Raw genomic sequence first — 22,110 nt, 5'->3', positions numbered from 1 at the left:
CAAAATTGCCACACACATACAACCTTCCTCTACATAGTGAATCAGCCACTAACAAGAGGTTTATAGACGGTAAGCGGATATCCTTGCTCAGAAGTTAACGAATTTACGATCTGCCCTCGAATACGGGGGTTGTGCGCTCAGGCTGCATCTCGAAGGGGATCGTCGGGATCGATGCCATAATCTTTCAGCTTTCGGTAAAGAGTCGAACGGCCGATACCAAGCTTTCTGGCGACCTGACTCATCTGCCCGCGATAGAAGCGCAGGGCGAAACGGATGAGCTCCTCCTCGATCTCGGCCAGTTTGCGGATATTGCCCGATTCATCCATGCTGGAGATCAGGTTTCCACCCCGGTAGATGGTGGTGGAAAAATCCGACGGCTCCTCGATGACAGCGTGGTTTTCAGCGACCGGTGGCGGGGCCGGTGAATAGGCCGCAAGTTTCAGAGACGCTCCCGATGGTGTGCGGATGACATCGTCCGCATCGTCACCGGTCGAAAATTCCGGCAGCTGAAGCGCGATCTGCGGAAAATCGGAATCCGACAGTTCCTCGCCCTGCGAGAGCACTACCGCACGGAAGACAGCGTTTTCGAGCTGGCGGATATTGCCCGGCCAGTCATAGGCCGTCAGCAGCGCCAGCGCGCTGGCATTGAGACCGACGGGATTGGGCAATTTCTGTTCCGCCGAAAAGCGCTCGGCGAAAACCCGCGCCAGATGGGGAATATCTTCCTTGCGGCGGCGCAGCGCCGGAATGGTGATCGGGAAGACGTTGAGGCGATAATAAAGGTCTTCGCGGAAACGGCCTTCCTTCACCTCTTCGATGAGGTTCTTGTTGGTGGCGGAGATCAGCCGCACATTCACCTTCTGCACCCGTGCGGAGCCGACGGTTTCGATTTCGCCCTGCTGGACCGCGCGGAGCAGCTTCACCTGCACGTCCAGCGGCAGATCGCCGATTTCATCGAGGAACAGCGTGCCGCCATCCGCCTCCATGAATTTGCCGACATGTTTTTCCGTCGCGCCTGTGAAGGCTCCCTTTTCGTGGCCGAAGAGGATGCTTTCCACGAGATTATGGGGAATGGCGCCGCAATTGACGGTGATGAACGGCTTGCTCGCCCTGTCTCCGGCCGACTGGATGGCGCGGGCGACCATTTCCTTGCCCACACCGGATTCGCCTTCCAGCACCACGGGAATGCTGGACTGGGCGGCGCGCTGCGCGAGTTCGATGACCCTCAGCATTGCGGGGCTTGCGGAAACGATATCGGTAAAATTCACTGCATTGCTCCGTCCGCGCCGGCCCGTGCGGGCCTTTGCCTCTCTCCTGTCGAGCTTGAGCGCATTGGAGATGGCGGCGCCGATCCTTTCCGGCGAAACCGGCTTGACGACAAAATCGAAAGCGCCGGCGCGCATGGCCTGCACAACGGTATCGATGCCGCCCTGCCCCGTCTGGACAATGACGGGAACATCGGTGCCGAGTTCGCCGATAGCTTTGAGAAAGGTAAGCCCGTCCATTTCAGGCATCATGAGGTCGAGGACGATGACATTGATCTCGCCGCTATATTGCTTGAGCAGTTCCAGCCCCGCCTTGCCGTTTTCGGCGAGCAAGGCGAGATGCCCATAACGTTCCACCGCATTTTTGAGCAGGCGGCGCTGGACGGGATCATCGTCTATCACGAGAACATGCGCGGTCATTTTTAGCTCCGGTTTCCGGTTTATGGACCTGCTTCATGCGGTCCCTTATTCCGCACTCTGGCATGGGAGACTTGAACATCCAGTTTTGAGAATTGCTTGCATTTTATCCATTGCCGCGGGAAACAAGGTCCCCATATGCTTCGCACGCATAATCAGAAGGACACGTTCGATGACCCTCAACCGCCCTACCCCGCAACCCGTCTTCTCCCTTGCCGAAACCACCGGTCCGGCGCTTGGCGACCTGCCCGGCTGGAAGCTCTCGGACCTCTATCCGTCGGGCGATTCGCCGGAATACAAGGGCGATCTCGACAAGGCGGCGTCGATGGCGGCGGCTTTCGAGAAGAAATGGAAGGGCAAGCTTGAAGCAGCTGCGAAGGCGACGGGCGAAAACGGCATCGGCGCCGCGCTCAGGGAATATGAAGCGCTGGACGATCTCATCGGCCGCATCGGCTCCTTCGCCGGGCTAACCTATTTTTCCGATACGTCGAACCCGGCAAACGGCAAGCTCTACGGCGATGCCCAGGCGAAGCTGACGGATATTTCCTCTCACCTCCTGTTCTTCACCCTTGAGCTCAACCGCATCGATGACGCCACGATGGACGCCTGCATGGCGAATGATGCCGTAGCGGGTCACTACCGCCCATGGCTGGTGGATTTGCGCAAGGACAAGCCGCACCAGCTCGACGACCAGCTGGAGCAGCTGTTCCTTGAAAAATCGATGACCAGCGCAGCGGCCTTCAACCGCCTGTTCGACGAGACGATGGCCGATCTGCGTTTCGACATTGACGGCGCGAGTCTGCCGCTGGAAGTGACGCTCAACATGCTGCAGGAGCCGGAGCCGGAAACCCGAAAGAAAGCGGCTCAGGCGCTGAGCGCCACCTTCAAGGACAATCTGCGCGTCTTCACGCTCATCACCAACACGCTTGCCAAGGACAAGGATATTTCCGACCGCTGGCGCAAATTCGAGGATATTGCCGATAGCCGTCATCTCGCCAACCGCGTCGAGCGCGAGGTGGTCGATGCCTTGGCGGCGGCGGTCAAGAAGGCCTATCCGCGCCTCTCCCATCGTTATTACGCCATGAAGGCGAAATGGCTCGGCATGGAGCAGATGAATTATTGGGACCGCAACGCGCCGCTTCCCGATACATCGAACACGATCATTCCCTGGGATGAGGCAAAGGACACCGTGCTTTCCGCCTATGGCAATTTCGCCCCCGAGATGGCCGATATTGCCCGCCGTTTCTTCGATGAAGAATGGATCGACGCGCCGGCCCGGCCCGGCAAGGCGCCCGGCGCCTTCGCGCATCCGACCGTGCCCTCGGCCCATCCTTACGTGCTCGTCAACTATCTCGGTAAACCGCGCGACGTGATGACGCTTGCCCATGAGCTTGGCCACGGCGTTCATCAGGTTCTGGCCGGCGAACAGGGCGCCTTGATGTGCGCGACGCCGCTGACGCTTGCCGAGACCGCCTCCGTCTTCGGGGAAATGCTGACCTTCCGCAAGCTGCTCGACGACACGAAAGATGTCCGGGAACGCAAGGCCATGCTCGCCCGCAAGGTCGAGGACATGATCAACACGGTCGTGCGCCAGATCGCTTTTTATGAATTCGAGCGCAAGCTGCACACCGCCCGCAAACAGGGAGAACTGACCTCCGAGCAGATCGGTGAATTGTGGCTGTCCGTTCAGGCCGAGAGCCTTGGTCCGGCAATCCGGATTTCCGAGGGCTACGAGACATGGTGGACCTACATCCCCCATTTCATTCACTCGCCGTTTTATGTTTATGCCTATGCCTTCGGCGACTGCCTGGTAAACTCGCTCTATGCGGTTTACCAGAAGGCCGAGACGGGTTTTCAGGAGAAATATTTCGAGCTTCTGAAGGCGGGCGGCACCAAGCATCATTCGGAGCTTCTGAAACCCTTCGGCCTCGATGCGACCGATCCCTCTTTCTGGGACAAGGGGCTTTCGATGATCGAGGGGCTGATCGACGAGCTGGAAGCGCTGGATAACAAACAGGCTTAATCTCTTCCGCCGGCAGGGCTATCCTATTTCGGACAAGCTTTGCCGGTTGATATTGCCGGCGGAGACACCGGCAACAATTCGGGCGACGAGCACAGGCAATGAAACGCAAACCCGCCGATCTGACCTTGAGGGAAACCCTGCGCTGGGAGCCGCAGACCGGCTTTCAGCGCATCGACCAGCATATGCGCCGATTGCTGCGCTCCGCCGACGCGCTCGGTTTTCGCGCGCCGGTCAATGCGGTTCAGGTGCTGGAAAAGAAGGTGGGCGGCGAAAAGCCGCTCTGCGTCAGGCTGGTCATGAACTACAAGGGCGAACTCGACGTCGAAACCGCCGACTTCCAGCCCTTGCGGCAGGATGCCGTCTGGCGGGTCCGCATCGCCCGGCAGACCACGCTTGACTCCACCGATACCTTCTATCGCCACAAGTCCTCACGCCGCGAGCCCTATGATGCCGCCCGGGCCGAATTTTCAGCCGGGGAGGCCGACGAGGTGCTGCTGCTCAACGAGCGCGGTGAGTTGTGCGAGGGATCATCGACCAGCATTTTCGTCGAAATGCCGGATGGGCAATTGCTGACGCCGCCGCTCGACAGCGGCATTCTGCCGGGTGTGCTGCGCGCTGATCTGATCCGCGAACGCAGGGCACGCGGACAGGCGCTGAAACCGGAAGACATTGCCGGCCGGAAACTCTTCGTCGGCAATTCGCTGCATGGGTTGATTGCGGCGGAACTCGTTTAAACAGTCACCGACAGAAGCCGGTCGCGGCCTTTTTCCTTGGCCGCATAAAGAGCCTGATCCGCCCGCATGAAAACATCGTCGGCGCTTTCGGGCGCGCGATAGACCGTCAGCCCGGCTGAACAGCTATAGGAAAAATCCGGGAATTCGGCGAGGGGCCTCGAAAGGCGCACCTTCTGCAGCAGCCGTTCGACGATCTCCCGGCCCTCGGCCACCGTGCTGCGCGGCAGGATGAGCATGAATTCCTCACCGCCGATCCTGCCGAAACAATCCACCCGCCGGATGACGGAATGGGCGATGCCGACGAAATCGCGAAGCACCGCGTCCCCGCATTTATGACCGAAACGGTCGTTGATCTGCTTGAAGAAATCGATATCGAGCGTGCACAGGCAAAAAGGCGTTTCCAGCCCCTTGGCAACCCGCTCCACCTGCAAAGCCAGCGTGGCGAAGACGAAACGGCGGTTTGCCGTTCCCGTCAATTCATCCGTCTGCGAGGCGCGGACTGCCAGATCCCGGTCCTGCCGCAGCGTTCTGTAGCCCTGGCGCAATTCGGTGACGTCGCTTGCAACGCACAGCATCCAGCCATCCTGCTGCACCGTTTCCGTCATCCAGAACCAGCGGCCGTCATGCATATCCATCTCAAAGGCGCGGTAAGGCAGCTTGCCGCGCCGGGACTGCGCCGACAGCAGCCATCCCTCGAAATCATTGTTGCGGACGACGACACCGGTGCGCAGCCGATGGTTCAGCCGCATGATATCCGCCCAGGTCGGGAAATCGCCGGCGGCGAGCTGAAAGCTTTCCCGAAACGACGGATTGGCATGGCGCAACCGGTCCTCGGAATCGTAAAGCGCAATAAGAACGGGGGTGGCACTCTGAAGCGCTGCGACACGCTCGATAAGATTATTCAACAGGCAACTCTCCCGTGATGGCGAAAATTCCCCCGTCGTCATCCGGCCAAAGCCCCCAAGCCTTTGGACATAGAGAGGAAAAGAAGAACTTAATTATAAACGCACTATCTAAAATGCGAAGAGGCAGAATGCGGTGGAAAGGGTGCGCGCGCCCGCCTTGCCGTCGCCATCGTCATATGTCCGTCATCCACCTGCCCTTTATTGTGGCACGCTTTTATGATCTAGCTTACTTATTGGCTAAAAAAGGAAAATTGACGAATGACGGATAAAAACCACCCGATTTACGGCGATATTGACGGCCCCATCATCATGATCGGCTTCGGCTCCATCGGGCGCGGCACTCTTCCGTTGATCGAACGTCATTTCAATTTCGACAGGACCCGGCTCGTCGTCATCGACCCGCGCGAAGACATCGCCGCCTTTCTGGCCGAGAGGAATATCCGCCATATCCAGACGCATCTGACCAAGGAAAACTACCGCGAGATTCTCAAGCCGCTCCTCAAGGGCGTTCAGGGCCAGGGCTTCTGCGTCAATCTTTCGGTCGATGCCGCCTCCGTCGATCTGATGCGGATTTGTCGCAAACATGGCATGCTTTACATCGACACGGTCGTCGAACCCTGGCCCGGTTTTTATTTCGACGCCGATGCCGATAATGCGGCCAGAACCAATTATTCGCTGCGCGAAACCATGTTGAAGGAGAGGGCGCGCAAGCCGGGCGGCACGACGGCGGTTTCCACATGCGGCGCCAATCCGGGCATGGTGTCCTGGTTCGTGAAACAGGCACTCGTCAATCTCGCCAAAGATACCGGCCTCGACATCGAGGAGCCGCAGCCGCATGACCGCGATGGCTGGGCAAAGCTGATGAAGCGGCTTGGCGTCAAGGGCGTTCACGTGGCCGAACGCGACACCCAGCGGGCGAAGGAACCGAAGCCCTTCGGCGCTTTCTGGAACACATGGTCGGTCGAAGGTTTTATCGCGGAAGGTTTTCAGCCGGCCGAACTCGGCTGGGGAACGCATGAAAACTGGATGCCGAAAAACGCAAAAAAGCAGAAAAAGGGAAGCAAGGCGGCGATCTATCTCGATCAGCCCGGCGCCAATACGCGGGTGCGGACATGGTGTCCGGGCCTTGGGCCGCAATACGGATTTCTCGTCACGCATAACGAAGCGATTTCGATTTCCGACTATTTCACCGTCCGCAACGATGATGGCGACGTGACCTATCGGCCAACCTGCCATTATGCCTACCATCCCTGCAATGACGCCATTCTTTCCCTGCATGAGCTTTTCGGCAATGGCGGCACCCCCCAGCCGATCCAGCATGTGCTCGGCGAAGACGAGCTTGTCGACGGCGCCGATGAACTCGGCGTTCTTCTTTATGGCCATGACAGGAATGCCTATTGGTATGGCTCGCGGTTGAGCCTGCAGGAAGCACGCTCACTCGCCCCCAACCAGAATGCGACCGGATTGCAGGTCAGCTCCGCTGTGCTCGCGGGCATGGTCTGGGCGATCGAAAATCCGCAAGCCGGTATCGTCGAGGCGGATGAAATGGATTACCGCCGTTGCCTTGAGGTGCAGCGCCCCTATCTCGGGCCCGTCGAGGGACATTATACCGACTGGAAGCCGACCGATGGCCGCCCCGGCCTGTTTCCCGACAATATCGATACGTCCGATCCCTGGCAGTTTCGCAACATCCTCGTGCGCTGACGGGGCGGAGTCTCATATTTGTCACGCACGGGCTTTCCTGCACGACATCAGGAACCGGGGAGAGCGAACAACGTTGCCTTGAAATAAGCAACGCTTCGCGGCATGGTCGAAGCACAGAAGGTTTCATCGAATCGCAGGAGAACAGGCCCATGAACTTCAAGACAAGCGCTGCTTTGCTTTCAGCCGCCATCGCGGTGTCTTCATGCGTCGCGCCGGGTCCCTCCCAGCAGACCTCGATGGCGCCTTCGCTTTCCCGCGGCCCGGCCGTCGACGGCCGCTGGATCGACCGCAACGGCATCGTATCGACATTCCAGAACGGCGCCTTCTCCACCCGTTCGACCGATACCAACACGCTTCTGGCCTCCGGCACCTATGTCACGATCTCGCCGACGCTTTACGAAATCAACATGACCTCGCTGGTGCGCAACACGCAGTCGCGCGTCAACTGCGCCCTCGTCTCCCCGTCACAATTGAACTGCACGACGGACACGAACAGCCAGTTCTCGCTGACGCGCCAAGGCTGATAACGTCACCTTTTCAAAGAGATGATCTTCTGGAACGCACGCCTCAGGCGTGCGTTTTCGTTTATTGTGCGCCTGTCATAATTTCGCTTGCGACGATTGCCGCTAAATGGAAACATCGCGCTTTGAAAGACTGACATGATTTCAGATTAGAAAATGAGCACGGCCGGAGGATGATCGACCCCCGGGCTTCCGCTTTGAACAGGAGAGAGGGACCATGAAGAAAATTTTGGGACTGGGCATGCTGAGCGTTTCGGCGATAACGCTTTCGGCCGGAGCGGCTCTGGCCGATTACGAGCTCAACATTCTTCACATCAACGATTTTCACTCCCGTATCGAATCGATCAACAAGTTCGACTCGACCTGCTCGGCTGAAGAAGAAGGCAAAAACGAATGCTTCGGCGGCGCCGCCCGTCTTCTGACCGCAATCAATCAGACCCGTGATGCCCTGAAGGCTGAAGGCAAGAACGTTCTGCTGCTCAATGCCGGCGACAATTTCCAGGGATCGCTGTTCTACACCACCTACAAGGGCACGGTGGAAGCGGAAGTGCTGAACGCCATGAAGTTCGACGCCATGACCGTCGGCAACCATGAGTTCGACGACAGCGAGGACGGGCTTGCCGGCTTCCTAGACAAGGTGCAGTTCCCCGTCGTGACCGCCAATGTGGTGGCCACCGCCGCCTCGAAAATCGGCGACCGCGTCAAGCCGTCCATCGTGCTCGAAGTCGGCGGACAGAAAATCGGTATTGTCGGCGCGGTCGCGAACGACACGGCGGAACTGGCAACGCCCGGCCCCAATATCACCATCGCCGAAGATGTCGCGAAAATCAGCGAGCAGGTGCAGAAGCTGAAGCAGGACGGCGTCGACAAGATCATCGCGCTGACCCATGTCGGCTATCCGCGCGATCTCGAATTCATCGCCAAAATCCCTGACGTCGACGTCGTGGTCGGCGGCCACACACATACGCTGCTTTCCAACACCGACCAGAAGGCCGAAGGCCCCTATCCCACCCTCGTCGACAATCCCGGCGGCTATAAGGTTCCGGTCGTTCAGGCCGGGCAGTACAGCAAATATCTGGGCGACCTCAAAGTGGTCTTCGATGACAGTGGCGTGGTCAAGGAAAGCAAGGGCGATCCAATCCTCATCGACTCCTCCTTCAAGCCCGATGAAGCCACGCTGAAGCGCATCGATGAGCTGAAGGCGCCGATCGAGGCTCTGAAGTCGAAGGTCGTCGGCTCCTCGGAAGGCCCGATCGAGGGAGACCGCAAGGTTTGCCGCGTGAAGGAATGCTCCATGGGCAATCTGGTGGCGGATGCAACGCTCGCCCGCGTCAAGGATCAGGGCGTGACCATCGCTTTCGCCAATAGCGGCGGCCTGCGCTCCTCCATCGATGCCGGCGATGTCTCCATGGGCGAAGTGCTGACGGTTCTGCCGTTCCAGAACACCGTCGCAACCTTCCAGCTGAAGGGTGAGGATATTCGCGCCGCCCTCGAAAACGGCGTCAGCCAGATCGACGACGGTGCTGGTCGTTTTATGCAGGTCTCCGGCCTGAAATATTCCTTCGACCGCTCGAAGCCTGCCGGCGGCCGGGTCGTTTCGGTCGAGGTCAAGGAAGGCGACGCTTTCGTGCCTCTCGATCCCGCCAAGACATATATCGTCGCGGCCAATAATTACGTGCGTACCGGCGGCGACGGCTTCAAGGTCTTTGCGACCAAGGCCATCAACGCCTATGACTTCGGCCCCAACCTCGAGGAAGCCGTTGCGGCCTATATCACCGCCAACAGCCCCTATAAGCCCTACACGGATGGCCGTATCAGCGAAGTGACGCCTGCCGGTTATGTCGCTCCGGCAAAGCCTGCGGCACCTGCGCCGGCCGCAACCGCACCTGCGCCGACCGCTGCACCCGCTCCCGCAGCACCTGCTGCCACGGCACCGGCCGCCACGGCTCCGGCCACGGCGACGCCCGCCGCAGCCGCTGCCGCCGCCAGCAAATATGTCGTTGAAAAGGGCGACTCGCTCTGGAAGATCGCAGCCGAGAAATATGGCGACGGCGCTCTCTGGAGCAGGATTGCCAAGGCAAACACGCTAAAGCATCCGAACCACATCGAGATCGGCGAGGAGCTGGAACTGCCGGCTCAATAAGCCGGATGGGAACAGGCAGGGCAATTTGCCGCAGACACGAAGCCGGCCCTCGCAGATCGGGGCCGGCTTCTTATTTTCCTTTTAAAAACAAATCTTTACAGATCAAATTTTGGCAAAGGACATCCTGCAGCGCCCCCCGCCCCGGAAATAGCCTCCGCCGGTGGTTTAATCCTGAAAAATTTCGTCTAGAACACATGAACAAATTGGCGGCACGAGCGTATAGCTCGGGCATTGCCGGCCCAACCCCGTCGCGGTTTGCGTTCGGCGCGCATAAACAGAAGATGGAGCGTTTCCGCCCTTGTCCGAAACGGAACCGCTCCTCACACAACCAGTCCGAGTTTCAGGGTGTCATTCATGGCGACAGAACTATCCGCACTCCCCGCAAACCATCCCCGCACGGCATTTGGCAAGGTCGGCGTCCTGCTCGTCAACCTCGGCACGCCTGACGGTACGGACTATTGGCCGATGCGCCGTTATCTGGCGGAATTCCTGAGCGACAAGCGGGTAATCGAATGGTCGCGTCTCTACTGGTATCCGATCCTTTACGGCATTGTTCTCAACAAGCGCCCGCAGAAAGTCGGCAAGGCCTATGAGGAGATCTGGAACCGCGAGCGCAATGAAAGCTATCTGCGCACCTATACTCGCAGCCAGGGCGAGCTGCTGGCAGAAGCGCTGAAGGACCTGCCCAATGTCGCGGTCGACTGGGGCATGCGTTACGGCCAGCCCTCCATCGCCTCCAAGATCGACGCGCTGAAGGAACAGGGTTGCGAAAAAATCCTGCTTTTCCCGCTTTACCCGCAATATGCCGCATCGACCACGGCAACCGTGAACGACAAGGCTTTCGAGCATTTGATGAAGCTGCGCTGGCAGCCCGCCATCCGCACCGTGCCGCCCTATCACGACGATCCGGCCTATATCGAGGCGCTCGCCGCCTCGGTCAAAAACCATCTGGCGACGCTGGACTGGGAGCCGGAAATGCTGATCACCTCTTTCCACGGCATTCCGCAATCCTATTTCAAAAAGGGCGATCCCTATTATTGTCACTGCCAGAAAACCGCACGGCTGCTGCGCGAGGCGCTGGGGCGGACAGAGAAAAATTTCATGATCACCTTCCAGTCGCGTTTCGGACCGGAAGAATGGTTGCAGCCCTATACCGACAAGACCGTGGAAAAGCTGGCCTCGGAAGGCATCAAGCGCATCGCCGTAATGAATCCCGGCTTCGTTTCGGATTGTCTTGAGACACTGGAAGAAATCGCCGGTGAAGCGGGCGAGATTTTCCTGCATAATGGCGGAGAGAAATTTACCCATATTCCCTGCCTGAACGACAGCGCCGAGGGCATGAATGTTCTCGAAAAGGTTGTGCGGCGGGAGTTGCAAGGATGGGTGTAATCTTGCCATAACGATGCCGGGGTAAAACCCGGACGGTTCCGATCAGGAGGAAAAGTGATGATTGCATTGGGCGGTTTCGACATCGTCGTCATGGCAGCGGTGGTTCTCGTTATTCTGGTGCTGTTTGCCGGCATCAAGACCGTCCCCCAGGGGCATCGTTACACGGTTGAACGGTTCGGGCGCTACACCCGCACACTCGAGCCGGGCCTGAACCTCATCGTGCCGTTCTTCGAAACCATCGGTTCGAAAATGAACGTGATGGAGCAGGTCCTTCATATACCGACACAGGAAGTCATCACCCGCGACAATGCCAGCGTCTCCGCCGACGCCGTCACTTTCTATCAGGTCCTCAATGCCGCGCAGGCCGCCTATCAGATCGCCAATCTGGAAATGGCCATCGAAAACCTCACCATGACCAATATCCGTTCGGTGATGGGCTCGATGGACCTCGACGAATTGCTGTCGAACCGCGACGCCATCAACGACCGCCTGCTGCGCGTGGTGGACGAGGCGGTGGGACCATGGGGCATCAAGGTCACCCGCATCGAAATCAAGGACATCGCACCGCCGAAGGATCTCGTCGATTCCATGGCGCGGCAGATGAAGGCCGAGCGTGAAAAACGCGCGCAGGTGCTGGAAGCCGAAGGCGCCCGCAATGCCCAGATCCTGCGCGCGGAAGGCGCAAAGCAATCCGCCATTCTGGAGGCGGAAGGCCAGCGCGAAGCGGCATTCCGCGATGCCGAGGCGCGCGAGCGTCTGGCCGAGGCCGAAGCCAATGCCACCCGCATGGTCTCGGAAGCCATCGCCGCCGGCAATGTCCACGCCATCAACTATTTCGTCGCCCAGAAATATACCGAGGCTCTGGCGGAGATCGGCACGGCGAAGAATTCCAAGATCGTGCTGATGCCGATGGAGGCTTCGGCGCTGATCGGTTCCCTCGGCGGTATCGGCACGATTGCGAAAGAGGTTTTCGGTGACAGGGGCGATGCGCCGACTGCGCCCGCCGCCTCCACAGCGCCCCGTTCCGTGCCGCCGACGCGGCCCTCCGGCCAGAGCATCAACGTCACGATCCCCGGTAATCCCTTCGGCGCTTCATCGGAGAAGTGATGATGTTGCAACGGCTTGCCACTGAGCTGGGGCCATGGAGCTGGTGGATTGTCGCCTTCGTGCTTCTGGCCGCCGAACTCATCGCTCCCGGCGTATTCCTGATCTGGATCGGCCTCGCCGCGCTGGTCATCGGCGCGGTCTCGCTGCTTTTATGGGATACGGCATTCTGGGCCTGGCAATTGCAGCTGGTGCTGTTTGCCGCGCTTTCCGTCGTCTTCGCCCTGCTCGGCCGGAAATATTTCGGCAGGAACCGGGCGGCAAGCGACGAGCCCTTCCTCAACCAGCGTGAGGCAAGCCTTGTCGGCCGCACCGCGACCCTTCAGGAGCCGATTGTCGAAGGGCGTGGCCGGATCAGGCTGGACGATACCTGGTGGCCGGTCAACGGCGAAGACCTGCCGGCCGGCACCCGTGTGAGAATTGCTTCCGCGCGCGGACGCACGCTGACAATCGAGCCGTTGGACCGATAGGTTTTCAGGAGCATTTTTTCAGGATCGGCGCTTGCTTCAAGCCACGCCAATTCTCAAGAGATCGTGGAAATGCACCAGCCCGATGGGCCGGTTGTCATCATCGATGACAATCAGCGCACCAATGTGGAATTTTTCCAGCGTCGCCAGTGCGCTGGTCGCCAGCACCGATTTTTTGACGGTCTTCGGCGTGCGGGTCATGATGTCATCGACCGTCAATTCGGCGAGGTTGCGCGACAGGTTGCGCGCCATATCGCCTTCGGTGACGATGCCGCAAAGGCGGCCATCCTCGTCCAGAATACCGACGCAGCCGAAATGCTTGCGGGAGAGAACCCCGACCGCTTCCGGCATGGCCGTTCCCTTGTTGACCAGCGGCACACGATCACCGGTATGCATGATATCGCTGACCAGCGTAAGGCTCGCCCCCAGCTTGCCGCCGGGATGAAACACCTTGAAATCGCCCGCGGTGAAATTGCGCGCCTCCAGCAGCGCAACGGCAAGGGCATCGCCCAGCGCAAGCTGCATCAACGTAGAGGTCGTGGGCGCAAGGCCGAGCGGGCAGGCTTCCTGCTCATTGGGAACCAGCAGCACGATATCGGAAGCCTGTGCCAGCGATGAATTTTCCGAGCAGGTGAGCGCTATCAACGGAATGGAGAAACGGCGCGAATAGTTGATGATGCTGCGCAGTTCCGCGCTTTCGCCGCCCTTGGAAATGGCCAGCACCACATCATCGCCGCCGATCATGCCGAGATCGCCGTGATTGGCCTCCGCCGCATGCACAAAAAAGGCGGGCGTCCCGGTGGAGGCGAAGGTGGCGGCAAGCTTCGCGCCTATGTGGCCGCTTTTACCGACCCCGGTAATGATGAGACGGCCATTCGACTGGCCGATGGTCTCGATCGCCTTGCAGAAGGGGTCTGAAAGACCGTTCCTCAGAGCATCCTCAAGGGCGGCAAGGCCAGCCCGCTCCATCGAAATCGTCCGCACGGCGGATTCGATGGCATTGTCTTCGACCAGTTTGACGGCGCGCGTAATCATGGCCGACTGTTACTCTTTCAGCCGGAATAAGTCCACTCTCCAGCCGGTGAGCGCCGGGTTTTAGTCGATGTCGTCCAAAAATGTTCGACGGTTTCAGTCCGACGACATGTCATCAATGACGCCGGTCCGGCGGAGAAATCTCCTCCATCGTTCCAAGCCGCTTGAAAGGGATGTTTTCCTCGTCGACCAGATATCGCCCGAGCGTCCTTACCCATGAGACCGAGCCGTCGCTGCGGCGCACGGCATATTCCTGATTATAAAAACTCGCGGCCTTCAGGGTGGTCAACGCCGTTTCGATCACATGGTTTCGATGATCGAGGTCCACTTTTTCAAGCATCTGAAAAATGCTGATGCCCTGCATCGCCTCCCGCAGCGGAATCCCGAAGAGTTCAGCACATACTTCATCTAGGTAGAAACGGTCATTGGTAATATCCCAACAATAAAAACCGACCTGCTTGGCGTTCAAAACGGGATTCATGAAACGGCGCTGTCACACAAAATAAAATTCAATACCACTTGCTGCGCAATAGACGATCAGCCGCTGTAAACTATAGGGCAATTCCGTGCCAAATTGAAACGTTTTAATCTTCTCATATTAGAATTTTTTTGCATTTATGACTATTCTTCTCCAGTAACCGAGGTGAGTGAAATCGAGCCGCCCGATTGAGCGATGGGGTGTCTCTGCTTTTCCCTCGCCTGCCATAACACTGAAATCCCGGCGATCTTTATCAACTGTTAACCATAAAAAACCTATTGTTAAAGCGATGTTAAAACTTGCGTCGCCTGTCTGGTCCCTGGTTTCTTCACGTCATTTCATCGGCCTGTCACTCATCGGGCCTGAGGAGATGTCTTGTTGGCCCTTCGATCCGGCATCGGCCAAACTCGCCGGGTGAAAAGGAATGAGCGTGAAGGGCACCGCCACACGTCTGCCGACGTCGCGGAAAGCAGCAACCCTGCTGCTCGCCTGCACGATTTTTTCCCCACAGGGAAGCACCTTCGCGCAGACTGCAACGACAGCCATACCTGTATTGCCGGGCAGCGCTTCTGCCGTCGACGGAGCAGCTTCCCCCACACCGGCGACGGACAATGGGGTGAGCACTGGCACGGGCGCTGTCCCGGCCACAGCTACACCCACGCCGGCACCGCAACTCTGGCGTCCGTCCAACAATCCCGGCGATCCGATTTACGAACAGCAGGACGAAGCGGGCCAACCCTATGCCGAAGGCGAAAACCCCTATGAGCCGACGGTGGACGGTGGCGAAAATCCACGGATAGCCACCGAACCCGGCCAGACGCCCGGCATCCGGCTCGGCACATTCCTGCTGCGGCCCTCGATCAGCCAGACGATCAATACGGAAAAGCAGACGAATACTGGCGGCCCTTCCAGACGCAATTATCTGACGACAGGCATACGCGGTACGCTCACCAGCGACTGGTCCCGTCACGCTTTAACGGTAACCGGCGACGGCGCCTGGGAGAGGAACTTCGGCAGCGACAAGGACGGCGAAGAACCCCGGGCAAGGGTAGAGGCCGATCTGCGCCTTGATCTCGGCGAAGAAACGACGGCCAATCTCAAGGCCGGTTACGAATTCAGCCGCGAAGACACGACGGACCCTAATGCTCTCACCGGCGCTGCCGTGCAGGGCGGCGAACACCGCTTCACCACCAGCGCATCGATAGAGCGGGATTTCGGCAAGCTGCGCGGCCTGGCGGCGCTCGATCTCTCGCGCACGGTCTATACGGATGCGAAAGGCGTCGACGGCCGGCCGATCAGCCTCAGTGACCGCGACCAGAACGGCGCGAACCTGCGCGGACGCATCGGTTATGAATTGTCGCCGGCACTCATCCCCTTCCTCGAACTGAATGCCGGGACGACCAAATATGACAGGCGTCTCGACAATTCGGGCTATGCCCGCTCCTCCAATGCCTATGGGGCGAAGGTCGGCGCGGAAGTCGATCTTGGCGAGAAGACACGTGGCGAGGCCGCCATCGGCTATCTGCGCAAGCAATATGACGACGATCGCCTCGCCTCGATAGGCGCATTGACGCTGGATGGCGAACTTAACTGGTCACCTCAGCGGGGCACCAATGTCAATCTCGGCCTGCGCACGACGATAGAGGACTTTGCCGGCGGACCGCATGGTGGCTGGGTTTCCTATCGGCTGGATGCCGGCCTGACCCACGAATTGCGCAGCAACCTCGTTGCCCGCCTGACGGGACAGATCGTGCATCGCACATTCCCCTCTTCCGACATGGAAAATGCCGTTGAATATACCGCTGGCGCCGGCCTGACCTGGGGACTGAACCGCTATCTCGACCTGACGGCGGACGTCAGCTATCAGTGGACACCGGTTTATGACAGCAGCGAGCTGCGCGTCGGCGCAGGACTTGTCCTCAAGCGATAGGCTTCGGCCAAAAAGAAATCCCGGCGCTGAGGCCGGGATTCCGTTGTTGTTCTGGTGAATTACTTCAGCCCGTTGATCAGGGCCTTGATCGGCTCTTCGATCGCAGGGCGAATATCGCCACGCTCCAGCGCGAAGGCGACGTTGGCAAGAATGAAACCATCCTTGGCGCCGCAATCGAAGGTCTGGCCACGGAAATGATATCCGGAGAACTGCTGCGACTTGGCAAGCGTCAGCATGCCGTCCGTCAGCTGGATTTCGTTGCCGGCGCCACGCTCCTGATTTTCGAGAATGTCGAAAATCTCGGGCTGAAGAATATAACGGCCGTTGATATAGAAATTCGACGGCGCCGTACCCTTGGCAGGCTTTTCGACCATTTCAGTGATCTTGAAACCTTCACCCACGGCATCACCCACGCCGACGATACCGTATTTATGCGTCTGGTCGGGAGCGCATTCCTGCACCGCGATGACGTTGCCCTGGGTCTGGTCGTAAAGTTCGACCATGCCCTTGAGGCAGCTTTTCTGCGAATGCATGATCATATCGGGCAAGAGCACGGCGAAAGGCTCGTCACCGACGATATCACGGGCGCACCAGACCGCATGGCCAAGACCGAGCGGCACCTGCTGGCGCGTGAAGCTTGCAGTACCCGCTTTGGGCAGAAGGCCGGCCAGCAATGTCAGCTCGGCATTCTTGTTGCGCTCGCGCAGCATCTGTTCAAGTTCAAATTGAATATCAAAATAATCTTCGATCACCGCCTTGCCGCGGCCGGTGACAAATACAAAATGTTCGATGCCCGCTTCCGCCGCCTCATCGACAACGTATTGAATGACCGGCTTGTCGACGACGGTGAGCATTTCTTTCGGAACCGCCTTGGTTGCGGGCAGGAAACGCGTGCCGAGACCTGCGACCGGAAATACGGCCTTCCGAATTTTCTTCTGTTCTACCACATATCCCTCCTGAGAGATAAAACTTGATCACAATCCCCGCACGCTGTTGTTATTTCAAAAATAACAACGTTTTGTAAAGGGTGACGCTACCATCTATTAATGGTAAAGAATTTGTTGACGTTCTTTTGTTATCCATGATGACGCCCGATGCGTTTTCGCAATCGAAATGACATTCGAGAGAACGAAAGACAGACGATGACAAAGATGATCCTTTCAGATGTCCGCAAATTCGGCTGCATGCTGGTTGCAGGCCTGGCAATCTCGCTGGCGCCCGTTTCGGCCCGCGCCGATCAGGGATTCCGTCAGTGGATCAACCAGTTCTATGCAACAGCCGCGAAAGAAGGCATTAGCAAGGCGACCTATCAGAAGGCCTTTGCCGGTGTCAGCGAGCCGGATCCCGACGCGCTGCGCAAGGCCACCTTCCAGCCGGAATTCACCACGCAGATCTGGGATTATCTCGATTCCCGCGTCAATCCGTACACGGTGCGGATCGGCCGCGAGATGAAGATGAAGCACGCAACGACCCTCAACTGGATCGAGCGTAACTTCAATGTCGACAAGCACATCATTCTCGCCATCTGGTCGATGGAATCGAATTACGGCGCGGTTCTCGAAAAGCCGGAACGGCTGCACAACATCCCGCAGGCGCTGGCAACGCTCGCCTATTCCGATCCCAAACGCGCCAAATTCGCGCGCACGCAATTGATCGCCGCTCTGAAGATTCTTCAGGCGGGCGATGTCACGCCGAAACAGCTGACAGGCTCCTGGGCGGGCGCGATGGGTCACACCCAGTTCATTCCCACCAGCTACCTGCTTTATGCGGTGGATGCGGATGGCAACGGCAAGCGCGACATCTGGCACTCCGTTCCGGACGCACTAGCCACCGCTGCCAATCTTCTTTCCAAAAACGGCTGGGAGCCCGGCCGGACCTGGGGTTATGAAACCGCCGTTCCGCGTGGCGGCGCCCGTTATGAAGGGCAAACGAAGACCATTGCGGAATGGACGAAGCTCGGCTTTGCCCGCCCGAACGGCAAGAACTTCACGCGCGGTTCCGATCGCGCCATGCTGAAATTGCAGGGCGGAGCAAACGGCCCCGGCTTCCTGATGATGAAAAACTTCTTCACCATCAAGAAATACAACGCCTCCGACAGCTATGCGCTCGCCGTCGGCCTGCTTGCGGATGAGATCGCCGGTTATGGCGGCATGCAGCAGAAATGGCCGCGCCCCGATGGGACGCTGGACATTCGTGAAAAATTCGAGCTGCAGACCCGCATGAAGGAGCTCGGCTATTATGACGGCGAGGTGGATGGGAACTTCGGCTCCGGTTCGAAAGCCGCCATCAGCGCCATCCAGTCGCGCATGGGTATGGAAACCGACGGCCAGCCGTCGCAGCGGTTGCTGAGAGCCCTGCGCAATTGATAATGTGCCGGTGAATTCGGCGGCGGCGTGAGCGCCGCCGATGCATCCGGAGAGGTTGATGTCATGAGTAGGAAACCTGCGGCGAAGAACGGAAGAACCGGCTGGCGTTTCTGCGCCGTCCTTCTTTGCGCTGTCCTTACCGTGCCGCTCGTTCCTTTCGAAAGCTTCGCGCAGGAGCAACGGCGCACCCTGTTTGAAATGCTCTTCGGCAGACCGGTGGGCCGCGATGGCGGATCCGGGCGCGAATACCAGCCCCGCAACCGTCGCGACTTTCCGTCTGCTCCGCGCGAAAGATCGGTCACCCGCCCGCAACCCGCCAGAAAAGCGCCCTCGGTGGTGCAGATGCGAACCGCAAAGCCGGAGCCAGCCGCCAAGCTTGAAAATGCGCGGCGCGTTCTGGTCATCGGCGATTTTCTCGCCGGCGGCATGGGTGAAGAACTGGTCAATGCCTTCGCCAGTTCGCCTGCAATCGCCGTCGATGTGCGTGCCAATGGTTCTTCCGGCCTCGTCCGTACCGATTACTACGACTGGTTCACCAACCTGCCGCAATTCATCAGCGAGACCAAACCAGCCACCATCGTCATCATGATGGGATCGAACGATCGCCAGCAGATGCAGATCGGCGATATCAGGGAAAAATTCGGTACGGAGGTCTGGTTCAAGGAATATGAGCGGCGGATCGACGAGCTTCTGGCCCTTGCCGGACGCCCAAAGGTGCCGCTCTTGTGGGTTGGCCTGCCCGCCTTCCAGTCGCCGTCGCTTTCGGCCGATCTCGTCGGTTTCAACCGGCTTTATCGCAGCCATGTCGAGAAATATGGTGGCGAATTCGTGGACGTCTGGGACGGTTTCGTCGATGAGGCGGGAAAATTCGTCATCACCGGCTACGACATGAACGGCCAGCAGGCGCGCCTGCGCGAGGCTGATGGCATCGGCATGACCCAGGCCGGCAAACGTAAGCTTGCATTTTACGTCGAAAAATTCGTGCGCCGGCACCTCGATAGCGCCGGGCCGGACCTCGTGAAACTGGACGGCAGCAATCTGCCGGCGCTCACCTCCCTGCCCGCGCTCGGCATCGATGCCGGGCAGGTACGCACCCAGCCTATCAGTCTCACCGACCCCAATCTCGATGGCGGCGACAAGCTGCTGGGCGATGCTCCTTTGACCGCCGGAACGACACGCGTATCCGTGGTGGAATCGCCACGCGAGAGGTTGACCAAGCGGGGCGAAATGGCCGATGCACCGGCAGGCCGCATCGATGACTATCGTGTGGCGCCCGATACCACACAGGCAAAACAATAGACGCTTTCGCAGCTGCCTGACCGCCCCGCAGCGGGCGTAATGTTTAGGCAATCCGCGCATGACAGGATAGGTACAGCTTTGCAGGAATGCGGGGTTGGCCATCCACCATCCCCGGTCCCCTTTTTGCATGGCGACATCCATTTGACGGCGACGCCTCGCTTGTTTGTAGCGTCAGCGGCGCCGTCGTTTTTTGCCTTTCGCCGCGCCCCTTTCCGGACGGTACGCCGGACAATACCGAGATGAATTCATGCGCCTGCTGCTTGTTGAAGACGAACGCGAAATGGCAGCAGCCCTGTCCGCCGCGCTCCACCGGTTCGATATTATCGTGGATAAGGTCGGCACGCTCGATCTTGCCCGTCACGCCATCATGGACGGCGTCCACGACCTTGTCGTGCTCGACCGGCAATTGCCCGATGGTGACGGCATCCAGCTTATCGAAGACTTGCGGCTCCTGCCCGTCACCCCGCCCGTCATCGTGCTCACCGCGCAGGGCGCGCTTGTGGATCGGGTGAATGGCCTGAACCTCGGTGCGGACGATTATCTGGCCAAGCCATTTGCCGTCGAGGAACTGCTTGCACGCATTCGCGCCCTGATGCGCCGGCCGGCGAGCGCCGTGACGATGACGGCAAAACTGGGCAGGCTGGAATTTTGTTTCGAAACCCGCGAGGTGCATATCAAGGGTGAATTCCTTCCGCTGACCAGACGCGAACTGCTGATCCTCGAGGCCCTGTTGCGGCGACAGGGCAGAACGGTGCTGCGCTCATTGCTTGAGGAAGCCGTTTATAATTTCGACGATGAGATCCAGTCCAATGCACTCGATTCCCATATCTCCCGCCTGCGCCGCAAATTGGCGGCCGCGGATGCGGGCCTTGAGGTCCACGGCATTCGCGGCGTCGGTTACCTGCTGAGGGCAACCTCGTGAAGCTGGCCAGAAGAAAATCGCTCAAGCGCCGGCTCACCATTCAACTGCTGCTGTTCCAGATCGGCAGCCTGTTCTTCGTCACCGCCGCCATTGTCACCTATATGTCGAGCGGCGGCGCAGGCAGCGCGCTGCTCAGCCCGGAGGCGGCCCAGATAACCGCCAACGCGATCATACGGAATGAGGACAATCGGCTGGTTCTCCAAGAAACGCCCGAATTCATCAACCTGCGCAGCAATACCTCCGATTTCTGGTTCGTCGCGGTCAGCGAAAAAGGGGAGATCGTGCAGGGCGGGCAGGTGCCCGAGGCATTCAGCAACATGGATCAGCAGCTGAGCGACATCAGGGTCTCCGACGTGCGCGACGCGGCGCTGTCCTATTCCTACCTCGCCGTGGTGCGCATCGCCATTGTTCGCCGCGCTTCGGGGCCGGCCGGAGAATTCGTCATGATCGGCAAAGGCGGACCGTTCAGCATGACCTTCCCCGTTTTTTTGTTCTCGAACATATTGATCATGCCTGTCCTCATTCTCATGTCCATCGTGACGGTCGTGACCATCCCCTGGATCATCCGCCGGGAATTTCGCGCCCTTTCCACCATTGCCCGCGCGGCGGAAACCATCGATATCGACAGGCGCGGATACCGATTGCCGGATGGCGATATTCCACGGGAGGTGCAGCCGCTCGTGCATGCCGTCAACGGCGCGTTGAAGCGGCTGGACGATGGTTACGAACGGCACAAGCGCTTCATTCTCGATGCCGCCCATGAATTGCGAACCCCCGTCGCCATTCTCCAGACCCGCGTTGAAACGCTGCTGGACGGCCCGGCCCGCAGCAGAATATTGGCGGATGCCAGCCGCATCGCCGTGCTGGCCGAACAATTGCTTGATTTGCAGCGCCTTGGCGGGCAGAAAGCACCGCTGGTTCCGCTTGATATCGTCGGCCTGTGCAGGTCCGTCGTCGCCGATATGGCCCCGCTTGCGATCTCACAGGGATATAATCTGTCCTTCGAGCCGGAAGAGGAACCGATCCTTGCACTTGCCGATGATGCCTCGCTGCAGCGCGCTTTAATGAACATCGTGCAGAACGCCATTGAACATGGCGGCAATCGCGGAACCATCACCATAAGAGTGGCCTCAAACCGGGTGATCGAGATAGCCGATGAAGGAAATGGTATTCCCGAGGCGGAACGGGAACTCGTCTTTGATGCGTTTCACCGGCTGAGGCCGAAGGATCGCGGCACCGGGCTTGGGCTCAATCTCGTGCAGGAGATCGTCCGTTATCACGGCGGCGAGATCACCATCAGCGATTCCTCCACCGGCGGCGCCTGCTTCCGCATCGCTCTTCCCTATTGCTGACGACGCCGCAGTCTAACAAAAAGGCCTGTCGCGCACGCAACAGGCCCTTCCGCTTCTTA

Annotated in this window: 18 protein-coding genes; 13 read left to right on the top strand and 5 right to left on the bottom strand. The window is 59.0% G+C overall.

Annotated features, from left to right (window positions below; translation table 11 throughout):
* Positions 1–137 precede the first annotated feature (137 nt).
* The gene (locus tag RAC79_RS09925; RefSeq protein ID WP_174040059.1) at positions 138–1,685 is read right to left on the bottom strand and encodes a sigma-54 dependent transcriptional regulator; all 1,548 of its coding nucleotides are present in this window, start codon (positions 1,683–1,685) and stop codon (positions 138–140) included.
* A 169-nt stretch (positions 1,686–1,854) separates the two neighbouring features.
* On the opposite strand from RAC79_RS09925, the gene RAC79_RS09920 reads away from it, so the two are divergent.
* Positions 1,855–3,705 (top strand): M3 family oligoendopeptidase, encoded by a 1,851-nt coding sequence (locus tag RAC79_RS09920; RefSeq protein ID WP_174040060.1) that lies wholly within the window; start codon positions 1,855–1,857, stop codon positions 3,703–3,705.
* Positions 3,706–3,803: 98 nt separating this feature from the next.
* The gene (locus RAC79_RS09915; RefSeq protein WP_065656515.1) at positions 3,804–4,439 is read left to right on the top strand and encodes an aminotransferase class IV family protein; all 636 of its coding nucleotides are present in this window, start codon (positions 3,804–3,806) and stop codon (positions 4,437–4,439) included.
* Here the strand turns inward: RAC79_RS09915 and RAC79_RS09910 are convergent.
* Positions 4,436–5,344 (bottom strand): GGDEF domain-containing protein, encoded by a 909-nt coding sequence (locus RAC79_RS09910; RefSeq protein ID WP_174040061.1) that lies wholly within the window; start codon positions 5,342–5,344, stop codon positions 4,436–4,438. The two genes, RAC79_RS09915 and RAC79_RS09910, sit on opposite strands and share 4 nt — an antisense overlap.
* 258 nt (positions 5,345–5,602) lie before the next feature.
* Here RAC79_RS09910 and RAC79_RS09905 point away from each other — a divergent pair, with 258 nt between their 5' ends.
* The 6 genes from RAC79_RS09905 to RAC79_RS09880 all read left to right on the top strand — a co-directional run bounded on the left by RAC79_RS09905 (position 5,603) and on the right by RAC79_RS09880 (position 12,675).
* Positions 5,603–7,048, top strand: a complete 1,446-nt coding sequence (locus RAC79_RS09905; protein ID WP_125144962.1) for a homospermidine synthase — start codon at positions 5,603–5,605, stop codon at positions 7,046–7,048.
* Positions 7,049–7,197: 149 nt separating this feature from the next.
* Entirely contained in the window at positions 7,198–7,572 is a 375-nt protein-coding gene (gene omp10, locus RAC79_RS09900) for an outer membrane lipoprotein Omp10 (RefSeq protein WP_003506132.1), read from the top strand.
* Positions 7,573–7,786: 214 nt separating this feature from the next.
* The gene (locus RAC79_RS09895) at positions 7,787–9,712 is read left to right on the top strand and encodes a 5'-nucleotidase C-terminal domain-containing protein (RefSeq protein ID WP_174040062.1); all 1,926 of its coding nucleotides are present in this window, start codon (positions 7,787–7,789) and stop codon (positions 9,710–9,712) included.
* A gap of 354 nt (positions 9,713–10,066) precedes the next feature.
* Positions 10,067–11,101, top strand: a complete 1,035-nt coding sequence (gene hemH, locus RAC79_RS09890) for a ferrochelatase (RefSeq protein WP_142845355.1) — start codon at positions 10,067–10,069, stop codon at positions 11,099–11,101.
* A 57-nt stretch (positions 11,102–11,158) separates the two neighbouring features.
* A complete protein-coding gene (locus tag RAC79_RS09885) occupies positions 11,159–12,208 on the top strand; it encodes an SPFH domain-containing protein (RefSeq protein WP_065656520.1) in 1,050 nt (349 codons plus the stop codon).
* 2 nt (positions 12,209–12,210) lie between these two features.
* Positions 12,211–12,675, top strand: coding sequence for an NfeD family protein (locus tag RAC79_RS09880; protein WP_078052223.1), 465 nt, complete (start codon positions 12,211–12,213; stop codon positions 12,673–12,675).
* Between the two features lie 36 nt (positions 12,676–12,711).
* On the opposite strand, the gene RAC79_RS09875 is transcribed toward RAC79_RS09880, so the two are convergent.
* Both RAC79_RS09875 and RAC79_RS09870 read right to left on the bottom strand, forming a co-directional pair.
* Positions 12,712–13,707 carry an SIS domain-containing protein gene (locus tag RAC79_RS09875; RefSeq protein ID WP_174040063.1) on the bottom strand — a complete coding sequence of 332 codons (996 nt, stop codon included), beginning with the start codon at positions 13,705–13,707 and terminating at the stop codon, positions 12,712–12,714.
* 112 nt (positions 13,708–13,819) lie between these two features.
* Positions 13,820–14,185 carry a PAS domain-containing protein gene (locus tag RAC79_RS09870; protein ID WP_065656522.1) on the bottom strand — a complete coding sequence of 122 codons (366 nt, stop codon included), beginning with the start codon at positions 14,183–14,185 and terminating at the stop codon, positions 13,820–13,822.
* A gap of 421 nt (positions 14,186–14,606) precedes the next feature.
* Between RAC79_RS09870 and uppP the strand changes: the two genes are divergently transcribed.
* Positions 14,607–16,112 (top strand): polysaccharide biosynthesis protein UppP, encoded by a 1,506-nt coding sequence (uppP, locus tag RAC79_RS09865; RefSeq protein ID WP_174040064.1) that lies wholly within the window; start codon positions 14,607–14,609, stop codon positions 16,110–16,112.
* Between the two features lie 59 nt (positions 16,113–16,171).
* Here the strand turns inward: uppP and galU are convergent, their stop codons facing one another.
* Positions 16,172–17,059: a UTP--glucose-1-phosphate uridylyltransferase GalU gene (gene galU / locus RAC79_RS09860; protein WP_065656524.1), complete on the bottom strand. Its 888-nt coding sequence runs from the start codon at positions 17,057–17,059 to the stop codon at positions 16,172–16,174.
* 195 nt (positions 17,060–17,254) lie between these two features.
* Here galU and RAC79_RS09855 point away from each other — a divergent pair, with 195 nt between their 5' ends.
* The 4 genes from RAC79_RS09855 (at position 17,255) to RAC79_RS09840 (ending at position 22,051) form a co-directional block, all read left to right on the top strand.
* Positions 17,255–18,478 carry a lytic murein transglycosylase gene (locus tag RAC79_RS09855; RefSeq protein WP_078052054.1) on the top strand — a complete coding sequence of 408 codons (1,224 nt, stop codon included), beginning with the start codon at positions 17,255–17,257 and terminating at the stop codon, positions 18,476–18,478.
* Between the two features lie 63 nt (positions 18,479–18,541).
* Positions 18,542–19,777, top strand: a complete 1,236-nt coding sequence (locus RAC79_RS09850; protein ID WP_065656525.1) for an SGNH family hydrolase — start codon at positions 18,542–18,544, stop codon at positions 19,775–19,777.
* 247 nt (positions 19,778–20,024) lie between these two features.
* Positions 20,025–20,699 (top strand): response regulator transcription factor, encoded by a 675-nt coding sequence (locus tag RAC79_RS09845; RefSeq protein ID WP_174040065.1) that lies wholly within the window; start codon positions 20,025–20,027, stop codon positions 20,697–20,699.
* Complete coding sequence (locus tag RAC79_RS09840; RefSeq protein ID WP_174037018.1) at positions 20,696–22,051, top strand: HAMP domain-containing sensor histidine kinase; 1,356 nt, start codon at positions 20,696–20,698, stop codon at positions 22,049–22,051. Before RAC79_RS09845 ends, RAC79_RS09840 begins: the two co-directional genes overlap by 4 nt.
* Positions 22,052–22,110: the final 59 nt, after the last annotated feature.

The sequence above is a fragment of the Agrobacterium sp. LR_9 genome (genome assembly GCF_041954855.1).
Taxonomy (GTDB): Bacteria; Pseudomonadota; Alphaproteobacteria; order Rhizobiales; family Rhizobiaceae; genus Agrobacterium; species Agrobacterium leguminum.
Note: the sequence above shows the minus strand (reverse complement) of the source record. Positions and strands in the feature narration are given on the sequence as shown.

What these genes read in the sequence shown, in the direction of transcription:
- RAC79_RS09925 (WP_174040059.1), bottom strand. Translation starts at nt 1,685, where the DNA reads ATGACCGCGCATGTTCTCGTGATAGACGATGATCCCGTCCAGCGCCGC.
- RAC79_RS09920 (WP_174040060.1), top strand. Translation starts at nt 1,855, where the DNA reads ATGACCCTCAACCGCCCTACCCCGCAACCCGTCTTCTCCCTTGCCGAA.
- RAC79_RS09915 (WP_065656515.1), top strand. Translation starts at nt 3,804, where the DNA reads ATGAAACGCAAACCCGCCGATCTGACCTTGAGGGAAACCCTGCGCTGG.
- RAC79_RS09905 (WP_125144962.1), top strand. Translation starts at nt 5,603, where the DNA reads ATGACGGATAAAAACCACCCGATTTACGGCGATATTGACGGCCCCATC.
- omp10 (WP_003506132.1), top strand. Translation starts at nt 7,198, where the DNA reads ATGAACTTCAAGACAAGCGCTGCTTTGCTTTCAGCCGCCATCGCGGTG.
- RAC79_RS09895 (WP_174040062.1), top strand. Translation starts at nt 7,787, where the DNA reads ATGAAGAAAATTTTGGGACTGGGCATGCTGAGCGTTTCGGCGATAACG.
- hemH (WP_142845355.1), top strand. Translation starts at nt 10,067, where the DNA reads ATGGCGACAGAACTATCCGCACTCCCCGCAAACCATCCCCGCACGGCA.
- RAC79_RS09885 (WP_065656520.1), top strand. Translation starts at nt 11,159, where the DNA reads ATGATTGCATTGGGCGGTTTCGACATCGTCGTCATGGCAGCGGTGGTT.
- RAC79_RS09880 (WP_078052223.1), top strand. Translation starts at nt 12,211, where the DNA reads ATGTTGCAACGGCTTGCCACTGAGCTGGGGCCATGGAGCTGGTGGATT.
- RAC79_RS09875 (WP_174040063.1), bottom strand. Translation starts at nt 13,707, where the DNA reads ATGATTACGCGCGCCGTCAAACTGGTCGAAGACAATGCCATCGAATCC.
- RAC79_RS09870 (WP_065656522.1), bottom strand. Translation starts at nt 14,185, where the DNA reads ATGAATCCCGTTTTGAACGCCAAGCAGGTCGGTTTTTATTGTTGGGAT.
- uppP (WP_174040064.1), top strand. Translation starts at nt 14,607, where the DNA reads ATGAGCGTGAAGGGCACCGCCACACGTCTGCCGACGTCGCGGAAAGCA.
- RAC79_RS09855 (WP_078052054.1), top strand. Translation starts at nt 17,255, where the DNA reads ATGACAAAGATGATCCTTTCAGATGTCCGCAAATTCGGCTGCATGCTG.
- RAC79_RS09850 (WP_065656525.1), top strand. Translation starts at nt 18,542, where the DNA reads ATGAGTAGGAAACCTGCGGCGAAGAACGGAAGAACCGGCTGGCGTTTC.
- RAC79_RS09845 (WP_174040065.1), top strand. Translation starts at nt 20,025, where the DNA reads ATGCGCCTGCTGCTTGTTGAAGACGAACGCGAAATGGCAGCAGCCCTG.